General features: G+C 73.0%; 10 protein-coding genes. 8 read left to right on the top strand and 2 right to left on the bottom strand.

The features are described 5' to 3' along the window. Nucleotides 1–70 precede the first annotated feature (70 nt). From pnuC to ACG2DA_RS19245, 6 genes are all read left to right on the top strand, one after another. Complete coding sequence (gene pnuC / locus ACG2DA_RS19270) at nucleotides 71–736, top strand: nicotinamide riboside transporter PnuC (RefSeq protein WP_395257852.1); 666 nt, start codon at nucleotides 71–73, stop codon at nucleotides 734–736. Then, a complete protein-coding gene (locus ACG2DA_RS19265; RefSeq protein ID WP_395257850.1) occupies nucleotides 733–1,779 on the top strand; it encodes an AAA family ATPase in 1,047 nt (348 codons plus the stop codon). Before pnuC ends, ACG2DA_RS19265 begins: the two co-directional genes overlap by 4 nt. 524 nt (nucleotides 1,780–2,303) lie before the next feature. Further along, nucleotides 2,304–2,849: a hypothetical protein gene (locus tag ACG2DA_RS19260; RefSeq protein WP_395257848.1), complete on the top strand. Its 546-nt coding sequence runs from the start codon at nucleotides 2,304–2,306 to the stop codon at nucleotides 2,847–2,849. Nucleotides 2,850–3,114: 265 nt separating this feature from the next. Then, on the top strand, nucleotides 3,115–4,194 hold the full coding sequence (locus ACG2DA_RS19255; RefSeq protein ID WP_395257846.1) for a hypothetical protein: 1,080 nt from the start codon (nucleotides 3,115–3,117) through the stop codon (nucleotides 4,192–4,194). A 156-nt stretch (nucleotides 4,195–4,350) separates the two neighbouring features. Then, entirely contained in the window at nucleotides 4,351–5,367 is a 1,017-nt protein-coding gene (locus ACG2DA_RS19250) for a hypothetical protein (RefSeq protein WP_395257844.1), read from the top strand. A 284-nt stretch (nucleotides 5,368–5,651) separates the two neighbouring features. Then, the gene (locus tag ACG2DA_RS19245; protein WP_395257842.1) at nucleotides 5,652–6,026 is read left to right on the top strand and encodes a hypothetical protein; all 375 of its coding nucleotides are present in this window, start codon (nucleotides 5,652–5,654) and stop codon (nucleotides 6,024–6,026) included. A 343-nt stretch (nucleotides 6,027–6,369) separates the two neighbouring features. Here the strand turns inward: ACG2DA_RS19245 and ACG2DA_RS19240 are convergent, their stop codons facing one another. Beyond that, nucleotides 6,370–7,683, bottom strand: a complete 1,314-nt coding sequence (locus ACG2DA_RS19240) for a NupC/NupG family nucleoside CNT transporter (protein ID WP_395257839.1) — start codon at nucleotides 7,681–7,683, stop codon at nucleotides 6,370–6,372. 116 nt (nucleotides 7,684–7,799) lie between these two features. Next, nucleotides 7,800–9,083, bottom strand: a complete 1,284-nt coding sequence (locus ACG2DA_RS19235) for a bestrophin family protein (protein WP_395257837.1) — start codon at nucleotides 9,081–9,083, stop codon at nucleotides 7,800–7,802. A gap of 279 nt (nucleotides 9,084–9,362) precedes the next feature. Here ACG2DA_RS19235 and ACG2DA_RS19230 point away from each other — a divergent pair, with 279 nt between their 5' ends. Then, a complete protein-coding gene (locus ACG2DA_RS19230) occupies nucleotides 9,363–10,463 on the top strand; it encodes a serine/threonine protein kinase (protein WP_395257835.1) in 1,101 nt (366 codons plus the stop codon). A 4-nt stretch (nucleotides 10,464–10,467) separates the two neighbouring features. Further along, nucleotides 10,468–10,725 (top strand): CPCC family cysteine-rich protein, encoded by a 258-nt coding sequence (locus ACG2DA_RS19225; RefSeq protein ID WP_395257833.1) that lies wholly within the window; start codon nucleotides 10,468–10,470, stop codon nucleotides 10,723–10,725. Nucleotides 10,726–10,749 lie beyond the last annotated feature (24 nt).

Raw genomic sequence — 10,749 nt, 5'->3', positions numbered from 1 at the left:
CGCGGCCGTGCACGGGCTCGGCGGTCGCCGTTAGGATGACCGGCGTTCGCCCCCCGCCCCGGATTCGCGTGTGTCGCTGCTGGAAATTGTCGCCGTGGTCTTCGGATTGGCCTGCGTGGGGCTGACGGTGCGGCGGAACGTGCTCTGCTGGCCGACCGGGCTGGTGCAGGTCGTCCTCTATTCCCTCATCTTTTGGCGGGCGAAGCTTTATTCGGACGCCGCCCTGCAACTGATTTATATCGGCTTGCAGATCTACGGCTGGCGGGAGTGGGTCCGCGAACGCCGGCCCGCGGATCAGGCCGCCGCCGACGACGGCGACGGCGACGGGGCCGGGGCCGGGGCGGGGGAGGTGCCGGTGACGCGGTTGAGCGGGCCGGCGTTCTTCGGGTGGGTCGTGGGCATCACGGCCGGCTCGGCGGCGCTGGGCGGGGCGATGAACGAGTGGACCGATGCGGCGTTGCCCTTCGGCGACGCCTTCACCACCGTCGCCAGCCTCGCCGCCCAATGGCTGCTGGCGAAACGGGCCGTGGAGGCCTGGATCGTCTGGATCGCCGTCGACGTGGTCAGCGTCGCCAATTATTACCACCGCGACCTGGACCTCACCGCCGGTTTATACGCCGTGTTTCTGGCGATGGCGACGGCCGGGTTCTTCGCCTGGCGGAAGGCCGCCGCGACCGGCGCCCCCGCCGAACCGCCCGCGATCGCCGAGCCGGCGATCGCCCAGGCGAAGTCGTGAGGGGCGAAACCGTGACGCGGGCCGCCCCCACCGTCGGCTTCACTTTAGGAAAATTCGCCCCGCTGCACGCCGGGCATCAGGCGCTGATCGAAACCGGGCTGGCGGAGACGGACCGCTTCGTCGTCCTGATCTACGACGCCCCGGAGACCACCCCCGTGCCGCTGCCGGTGCGGGCGGAGTGGATTCGGGACCTCTACCCGACCGTCGAGGTGATCGAGGGCTGGGGCGGTCCGAACGACGTGGGCGACACTCCGGCGATCCGGGCGTTGCAGGAAGAGTATATTTTGAAGGCGCTGGCCGGGCGGCGGGTGACGCACTTTTATTGCAGCGAGTTCTACGGCGCCCACGTCGCGGCGGCGCTGGGGGCGGTCGATTGGCGGTTCGACCCGGACAGAACGGCTGTGCCCGTCTCCGGCACGGCGGTGCGGGCGGACCCGGTCGGCCTGCGGCATCGGCTGCCGGCCCGGGTGCGGTGGGATCTGTTGACGAAGCTCTGCTTCGTCGGGGCGCCGTCGACGGGGAAGACGACGCTGTGCGAGGCCCTTTCCGAACGGTTCGGCGAGCCGTGGGTTCCGGAGTACGGACGGGAATATTGGGAACAGCACGCGGTCGACCGGCGGCTGTCCCCGGAGCAATTGGTCGAGATCGCCGTCGGGCACCGGGCCGCGGAGGAGCGGCTCGCCGCGGCGGCCCGGGAGCGGTTAATCGTCGACACCGACGCCTCCACGACCCGGATCTTCGCCGACGACTACCACGGCGGGCCCCTGCCGGAACTGGAGCGCCTCGCGGCGGCGTGCGCGGGGCGGTACGACCTGACGTTCCTGTGCGGGGACGAGATCCCGTTCGCCGACACGCCGGACCGCAGCGGCGTCGGGCAGCGGGAGGTCTTCCAACGTCGGATCACGGCGGACCTGCTCCGCCGCGGGCGCCCGTTCGTCACGCTGCGGGGGACGCTGGCGGAGCGGATCGCGACGGTCGAGTCCGTGTTGGGCCGGTTCCGCAAGTGGCGATCCCTCCCGGACCGGCTGCTGGCGGGCGAATAACGGCATCTCGGCCCTTTCTCCGCCCTCCCTCGCCCCCTTTGGGGGAAGAGGGGCGGGGGTGAGGGGGCGGTCTGTTGCGGCCCGAGGCGCCAGTTCGAGGCGGGCACGTGCGGCAGACTCCCCCGGCCTCGGATCGCGCCTCGGGCTGCCAAGACTCATCCACTCCCTCAAGGGATGAGGAGGGAAGAGCGGGGTCCGTGCGACGGCGGCCGGGGTGTGAAGCTGTGCCGGTTTCGCGGGTCGATCGGACTGCTCTTGACGTACCGCCGCGGCGGGGTCCGAACGCGCCGGCGGCGCTCATCCCGCGGGCCGGGGCGGGCCGATGTTCGGGGCGGGTCGTCCCCCCCGACGCCGCCCCGCCCGTTGCCGCGTCGTCCGCGACGCCGCACGGGCGGGGGCGGCGTTGGGTTGGGGAGCCCGCCCGTCAAGGACCGACCACCGCCCCCTGTCGCACCCCCCGGCGTCACGCCCCTGCTGCGTGACGCCGACGGCGGCGCCGGGGCCCACGCCCGCAGGGACGCCCCATGATCCGCCCCCTTCTCACCCGCCACGCCCGGCTTCGCCGCCTCCTATCCCGCGGCGCCGCCGCGTTGGCGGTCGCCGCCGCCGTCGGCGGCCTCGCCGCGCCGTCCGACGCCCGGGAGCACGCCCCCGGCGCCCCGCCGGAGGCTCAGGCCTATCTGCACCAGGAAGGCTACGTGGCGCTCAACGCGCCGCTGTATCCCTCGCCCCGGCAGGACATCCCGATCCAGATGGGCGGGACGATGATCACCAACCCGGCGTACGCCCCCCACGAGTACCTGTACGCCCACGACTACAACGCCCTGTACGGGCCGTTTTACCACCGCGCCCGCGGCGAGTGGGTCGTCACCCCCTGGGGCGTGCGGAACCGGGAGAAGTGGGACCTGGTGGGCACCGAGGTGAAGGTGCGGTATCGCAGCAAGATCCCGTTCTTCGCCGGCTTCGCCCCCCCGTACAACTCCCGGAACACGCTGTTCGACAACGAGTGGGCGAACACCCCCTCGCCGTACGGCTCCCCGGTGACCGAGAACCCCAACTGGCACCGCTGAACCGGCGCCGTGGACCGCTCCTGGCGGTCCGGCGGTTCGCCCGCCGCGGCCCCGGGCCGCTTAGCCCCGGGCTGTCTGAGCCTGGGCCCCGCGTTCGCCGCCGCCCGCCCGGGGCGGGCGGCCGGGGGGCCGGCCCGCCCGCGGCCCGTCTCGACCTGACCTGACCCGACCCGTTCCCCGTCGTCCCGGCCGGCGTCGCCCCGTGCGACGCGGTCCGGCGCGCGTTCGTTCCCTCCCAGCCACCTCCTCCCGGGGGATGCCTCCCATGCGACTGCAATCCGCGGCCCCCCGGGCCCACGTCACCCCCCGCACGCGGCGGGGCGGATGGACGAACCTGCTGACCCTCTGCCTGCTGGCCGCCCCGGCGCTGTCGGCCGGTACGGCCCTGGCCGACGACGCCGCCGACGCCCGCGCCGCCGCCGAGGGCGTCGTCAGCCTGACCGACATCCGCCGCGACGCTCCCGCCGCCGCCCCCAAAGCGGACGCCGCCGTGCAGCCCGCCGGGCTGCTGAACTGCCGCGACGAAGGCTGCGTGGGCGTCTGCGACCTGCCCTGCGGCCCGTCCTGCGACGGCGGGGCCTGCGGCAACGGGGCCTGCGGCGGCGCCTGCAACGGGGGCTGCGGCCGCGGCGGCCTGTTCGGCGGTTGCGGCCTGTTCGGCGGCTGCGGACCGGCCTGCCCACCCGGCTACGGGCACGGCGGCGGCCCGGGGCTCTGCTTCCCGGGGCTGCCCGTCTGGAACCGCCACTGCCCGCCGGGCGACTGCCCGCCCGGCCACTGCCCCCCGGGGGTGTGCCTGCCGGGGCTCTGCCTGCCGGGCCACTGCCCGCCGGGGCTGTGCCTGCCGGGTCACTGCCTGCTGCCCGGGATGTGCGCCGGCAAGGGCGCCGGGTGGCTCTCCCACCTCTGCGGCAAGTGCGGCGGCCACAGCCAGTGCTACTGGTGCAGCCTGCAGGAGATCGACCAGTGGCACGGCAAGTACGAACACGTCTACGCCACGGACTGGGACTACCGCGACCGCCGCACCGGCGACGTGTGGGCCTCGGCCCAGACCGGCGTGCCGATGGCCGTGCCGCTGGCCCCGAACGTCCGCCACACGATGGAGTACGGCTGGGGCATGCCCAGCAGCCGCCTGGTGCCGATCTCCCGCCCGCTGCCGCCGAGTTCGCTCTACGGCCCGCCGGCCGGGACCGTCGTGGAACTGCCCACCAGCCACCCCCGCCGCGGCGAGAACCTGCTCGACATCCCGGAGCACGGCCTGCCCATCCCGGAGCACGGCCAGAAGGGGCTGCCCCGCACCGGAATCGGGTTCCCCCGCACCATCGACAACGCCGGCAACCGCTGAGTCGCCGGGAGTTCGCGACTCCCGCCTGACTCCTCCCGGAGTCGGTCCGGGAGTTCGCGGACTCCCCGCGAGCGTTGCGCTCCCCGCTTTTTCTTCCCGGGCCCCGCGCCCGTTCCCGTCACCCGCATCCCCCGGGAGGACACGATGCCCACCCGCTTGACCCGTTCCCGCCTCGCCCCCGCCCGTCTGAACCGGCTCGCCGCCGGACTGACGCTGGCCGCCGCCGCCGCGACCCCGGCCGTCGCCGCGGCTCAGGAGGACGGCGCCTCCGCCCCGGCCGTCCGCACCTGGAGCGGCCCGGAGCAGATCGTGCCCGGCAGCGAGCGGATGATCGGCTCGCCCTCCGGCGGCGTCCCCTCCGGCACGACCTACGGGTCGACCTACGGGGCCGCGGCGGCCCCCGGCGGGCTGACGACCTTCGTCAACGGCGATCCCAACTGCCCGGACCGGACGCTGCACGGTCACGGGGGGCTTCACGCCCACGGCGGGCTGCACGGCGGCCAGATCGGACTGCACGCCCTGCGTCACGACCTGCACGGCCCCCTGCGGAAGCCCGAGCCCCTGCACCCGGCGCTGGGCGGCTACGACGCCTACCTGCCGCCGGACCACGGCTGGCAGGAGCCGATCGCCTACCCGGTGCAGCGGGAGGTCTACCGTTACGGGAACTGGTACCCGCACCAGTGGTACGGGCTGCCGGGCTCGCAGAAGCCGCGGGTCGCCCCGCACGTGTTCATGCCGACCGACACCACCCAGCTGGGCTACTACTACCAGCAGGTGCCGACCTGGCAGCCGGCCCCCCCGGGGACCTTCCCGGCCCCGCCGGACCCCCGCGTGATGCACCACTTCACCCCGCCGGGCGGCCCGACGATCGCCGGCTACCCGGGCATCTACCCGGGCGAACGCCGCGTGCTCGACGTCTACGACCCGGTGACCGGGCAGACGATCCGCCGCCACGGGGCCGGTCGCTTCGACAGCGTGCCCGGCGGCGGGACGATCGTGGCGGAGCCGGACGTGAACTACGGCCCGGCGCTGGGCCTGCCGACGGAGGACTCCGCCCCGGAGATGCAGGTCGAACCGCTGCCCAGCAGCACGGCCCCCTCCGTCGAGGGCGACGAACCGCCCGGCGCCCCGGTCCCGGACGACGCCGTGCTGCCCCCCGAACAGGAAGCCTGAGCCCCGCCGGTCCGGACGCCCGACCGGCGCCCGGACCCCGGCGCGAGCCCGCGGAGAAAATTTTTCCGCACGGGTGTCCCGTTCCGCGGACGGATTCCGTTCAGGAGGTGAGGAAGGACCTCCGGACGGTTTGGAAGGGCCGCCCGACGGTTTGTGGTTGAGGAACGATTGGATTGATTGCGTACGAGCCCGCGGGGGTTGGCCCCCCGCGGGCTCGTTTTTTGCGCGCCTCCGACGTCGGGGCGGGCTCCGGGGGAGCGGTTCGTTCCCGCCGAGAGCTCCCGTTGTTCGCCCGCATGCCGCCCCGCCGGTTCTGGATCGCCCTGGGCGGGTCGGCGCTCGCCGCGTGGGGGCCGTGGTGGGCGGCGTGGGTTTGGGGCGTGACGAACGTGCGTTGCTCGCACTGCGTGGAGCAGTTCGGCCGGGTCGCCCTGTTCGGCCCGGGCCTGCTGCCGGGGGGCCTGACGGCGGATCGGCTGGGCCTCGACGGCTCCGGCTGGGGGCCGCCGCTGCTCAGCCTCGCCGCCGCCGGGGCGTTCCTCGCCCTGCTGACGGCCCTCGCCCGGACCGCCCCCCGCGCCCGCTGGGCGGTGTGGGCGACGGCCGGCGCCAGTCAGGCGGCGCTGGCCCCGCTGGTCGTCGCGTTGATTCGCATGTGAAAGCGCCTTCCGTCCTCCCCTCTCCCTCCAGGGAGAGGGGAGTAGAGCGCGGCGAACCGCTCCTCAAATGTCCGCAGACCGTGTCCTCCCCTCGCCCCCCTTTTGGGGGAGAGGGGTTGGGGGTGAGGGGGCAACGGTGCCCGATCGCCGTTCAGGTCCCGCCCGGAGAGACCGTTCCTGTGAGCCCGAAGCGCCAGCGAGGGTGGACGGTTCCGACCCTCGCTGGCGCTCCGGGCTCCCTCAGAACTCTGAACGAGGGCTTGCGAACCGTTCGCCCCCCTCACCCCCGGCCCCTCTCCCTCAAGGGAGAGGGGGGAAGAGCGAACGGCCCCCGGCCGCTCCGTTAGGATTCGTCCGGCTCCGCGGCGGCCGGCGGCGTCTCCACGGCCTCCTCGACGGCCGCGGCGTCTGCGGGGGGGACGAGGCGGCGGTCGGGGTCGGCGAGGAGGCCGGCGACGCAGGCGGTCATGAAGGCGGCGAGGGTGCCGGCGATCATCGCCTTCATCGCCAGGGCCGCGACGCTGGAGCGGCGGCTGGGCGCCAGAAACGCCAGCGCCCCCATCTGGATGCCCACGCTGGAGAGGTTCGCGAACCCGCACAGCGCGTACACCGCCAGCATCCGCCCGCGGGGGGAGAGGTCCGCCTCGGACAGCTGCGACAGGCGGTCGTAGGCGACGAACTCGTTGAGCACCGTCTTCGTGCCCAGCAGTTCGGCGACGGTCCGGCACTCGTCCGGCGGCACGCCCAGGGCCCAAGCGAAGGGGAGAAACGCCCAGCCCAGCAACCATTCCAAGCTGAGCTGCGGCACGCCGACCGCCTCCCCGACGGCGGCCAGCACGATGTTGACCAGCGCGATCAGCCCCAGGAACGCCAGCATCATCGCTCCGACGTTGATCGCCAGCTTGGCGCCCTCCGCGGCGCCGGCGGCGGCGGCGTCGAGGGTGTTGTGATAGGCCGCCGGCCGGTCGATCGCGGCGCCGCCGGCGGTCTCCGGCTCCTCCGTCTCCGGCCGCATCAATTTGGCCAGCGTCAGGGCCGCCGGGGCGCTCAGGAAACTCGCCGTTAATAACTGACCCGGATCGATGCCCATGCCGTAATAGGCGACCAGCACCCCGCCGGCGACGGTGGCGAAGCCGCCGGTCATCACGGACATCAATTCGCTGTCGGTCATCCGGTCCAGATAGCGGCGGACCAGCAGCGGGGCCTCGGTCTGTCCGGCGAGGACGTTGGCGGCGACGGCGAGGCTCTCCGCGCCGCTGACGCCCAGCGTTTTCCGCAGCGCCCAGCCCAGCGCCCGCACCGCCGCGGGGATGAGGCCCCAGTGCTCCAGCACCGCAGAGAGGGCCCCGAAGAACACGATGCTGGGCAGCACGAAGAACGCGAAATAGTGCTCCGCGTAATCCTCCCCGAACACGAACGCCGCCCCGGCCTCCACGCTGTCCAGAATCGTTTTGAAGACGACGCCGGTCGCCTCGTAAAACCACACGCCGACCGGCGTCTGAAAGAACAGCAGGCCCAGCCCGAGCTGCAGCGCCAACCCCCCGCCCAGCGCCCGCCAGGGGACGCGGCGGCGGTGGGAGCTCATCCCCCAGGCCGCCAATAAAATGAGCGCGAGCCCCAGCCCGCTGGTCAGCCGCAGGGAGAGATCGTCCGGCACGGGGCGAAGTGGGAGTTGGGATGTGGGATCATGGGGCGGGCGAGCGGCGCCGCACCCTAACCCGGGCACGCCGACGCCGCACATCCGTCATTCCACATCCGCAATCCGACATCCCCTCACGCCAGCACTTCGTCGACCGGTTCCAGCGGGGGCGGGACGCGGCCGGCGGCGGTCAGTTCGCGGAGGTTAATTTCAATCGTCCGGCAGAGGGCCAGCAGGGGCAGGTCCTCGGGGTCCAGGCCGAACGGGTCCTCAATTTCGTCGCCCAGCGCGTCCAGTCCTAAAAAGGCGTAGGAGACCAGCAGCACCGTGATCGGGCAGAGCCAGCCCAGCGTGCCGACCAGGCCGAAGGGCAGGGCGAAGCAATAAAAGAACACCAGCCGGTGCGTCAGCACCGTGTAGCTGTAGGGCATCGGCGTGTTCTTGATGCGTTCGCAGCCGCCCTGGATGGCGGTCATCTCCGTCAAACTGCTTTCGAGGTGGGCGAGGTGATAATCGTTGACGTGCCCGGCCTCCCAGGCGGTCCGCAGCCGCAGGCCCATGCCCTGGAGCACCGCGATCGGGCGGTTGGACTGGGCGAGGATCGCCTTCGATTCGTCGGCGTCGAGGATGCGGTGCAGGTCGGCGTGGGGGTCGGAACCGCGGAGGTGGTGGCGGAAGCTGTGCACGTAGGCGACCTGCCGCAGCGCCATCTCCCGGGCGAAGACCCCGCACTGCCCGCCGAGTTCGGCCAGCGCCGCGGCCTGCTGCGCGTCGGCCTCGGCCGTCTCGCCGTTCTCCTCGCCGTCGCCGTCGAAGACGTGGTCGCCGGAGTCGCCCACCGTCGGGGCGGCGCCGGTGCCGGTGCCGTCGCTGGGGGCCTCGTCCCGTCGGTCGTCCCGTCGGTCGTCCCGTCGGTCGTCCCGTCGGTCGTCCGAGCCGTCGTTCGCGGGGGCCGTCGCCCCCGTCAGGCGATTCACGCCGCCCGACCCGGCGCCGTTGAGTCGCGGGCCGGTGGCCTCCCCGTGCAGGTTCCCGCCGCCGGAGGCGGTCGTGCCGTGGCCGACGGTCCGCAGGGCGGCGGCGCCGCGGGTCATGATCGCGCACTGCCGCGTGAAGCTGCGGGAGACGTTCACCATCCGCCCCCACAGTTTGCGGCCCTCCCACCAGCGGTCGTAGGTCGCCTTGGCCCGGAAGCTGAGGAACACGGAGATCGCCAGGCCCATCACGGTGAACGGCTCGAAGGTGAGCCAGTTCTCCGACTGCTCGTAGCCGCTGTAGACGGCCCGATGCACCGCGGTGACCAGCGTGGCGAACAGCCCGGCGCTGAGGATCTTCGGGTAGGCGTCCTCCAGGCTGGAGCCTGAAATACTGAAGATCATGCTCAGCCAGGGGAGCCGACGCTTCGGTTTGACGATCATGGGGCGGGCGACGCGGGGCGGCGGGGCGAACCGGGGACACGACGAACCGGCCGGGCCGGGGCGGACAGTCTAGCGGCGACGCGCCCGCCCGACCGCCGGGGCTCCCGGGCGCCCGGCGCCGGGACCGCCCGGTCTCGCCGACCGCGGCGGGCTGGCCGATCACGGCGGGCTGGCCGATCACGGTGGGCTGGCCGATCGGCGGGGGGATGCGTCAGAATCGGCGCCGCTCGCCCGCCTCGCTTTGCCCTTGGTTCCCGCCCCGCTCTCGGTTCCCGCCCCGTGCCCCGCTCCGCCCCCGAGACGATCGGTCCCTACGAGCTGGGCGAGGTGCTGGGCCGCGGCACGGTGGGCACCGTCTATCGGGCCGTCAATAAGGAGACCGGGAACGCCTGGGCCCTGAAGATCCTCCTGCCGCAGGTCTCCGAGGACCCGGAGATCAGCGCCCGCTTTGAGCGGGAAATCGAGATCCTCGAGAAGCTCTCGCACCCCAACGTCGTCGGCTGCGAGGCCAGCGGCAAGACCCCCGCCAGCGACCCCGCCGGCTCGCGGTGGTACTACGTGATGGAGCTGGTCGAGGGCGGCACCCTCGCCGACCTGCTGCGGGCCAAACGGGTGCTCGACTGGGAGGACGTCGTCGAACTCGGCTGGCAGCTCTGTTCGGCGCTCCAACACCTGCACAACAACGGCGTGGTCCACCGCGACCTCAAGCCCTCCAACGTCTATTTCACCCAGGACGGCGTGGTCAAACTGGGCGACTTCGGCATCGCCCTGGACACCGCCGGCAGCGCCCTCACGGAGCAGGGCAAGACCGTCGGCACCTGGCTCTACATGAGCCCGGAGCAGATCCGCGGCCAGCAGCTCGACGATAAAACGGACCTCTACGCCCTCGGGTGCCTGCTCTACGAGTGCCTGACCGGCCGCCCGCCGTTTACCGGGGCGGGGTTCGCGGACATCTTCGAACAGCACCTCCGCCGCACGCCGGTGCCGGTGAAGAAGGTCTGCGGGCTGGTGCCGACCGACCTGGACAAGGTCGTCTCGGAGCTGTTGGAAAAGGACCCCAAAAAGCGCCCGCTGAACGCCCGGGCGGTGCAGGGCCGGTTGGCCGAAGCCCTGATGCAGAAAGAGGAACGGGCGCTGGAGCGGGACGACCGCCGGGCGAACCGCCGCCGGGAGCAGAAGGTCGCCGGCCGGTCCGCCAAGGGCCGCAAGGCCCCGGACATCTGGGCGCTGGACCCGCCCCGCCGGGCGCTGGGCGGCCTGCTGGCGGAGGTCCGCAACCAACCCGGCGACCGTCAGGCCGGCTGGGGCACGGTCGCGGTGATCCTCGGCGTCACCGTCGCCCTGCTGGCGATCGGGGCCGTCCTCGCCGGCCGCGGGTGAGGGCATGCCGTTCCGGTGCCCTGTCTGTGACTGCCGTACGCTTTCGGCCCGCTGCGACTGGGAGATTTGCCCCGTGTGCTTCTGGGAGGACGACGTTCGCGAAGACGGGCGCGATCCGAACGCCGTGACGAGCGGGGCGAACGGCGGCCTGACGCTCGCCCGCGCCCGCGAGAACTACGCCGCGTGCGGGGCCTGCGACCCCGCGATGGTCCCCCACGTCCGTCCACCCCGGCCGGAAGAGCGGGCCGACCGTGGGCGGTAAAGCGATATTGCTGCGGGCGTAGCG

It is taken from the genome of Alienimonas sp. DA493, assembly GCF_043951915.1.
In the GTDB taxonomy this organism is placed as follows: domain Bacteria; phylum Planctomycetota; class Planctomycetia; order Planctomycetales; family Planctomycetaceae; genus Alienimonas.
This window is presented reverse-complemented; position numbering and strand designations above follow the sequence as displayed.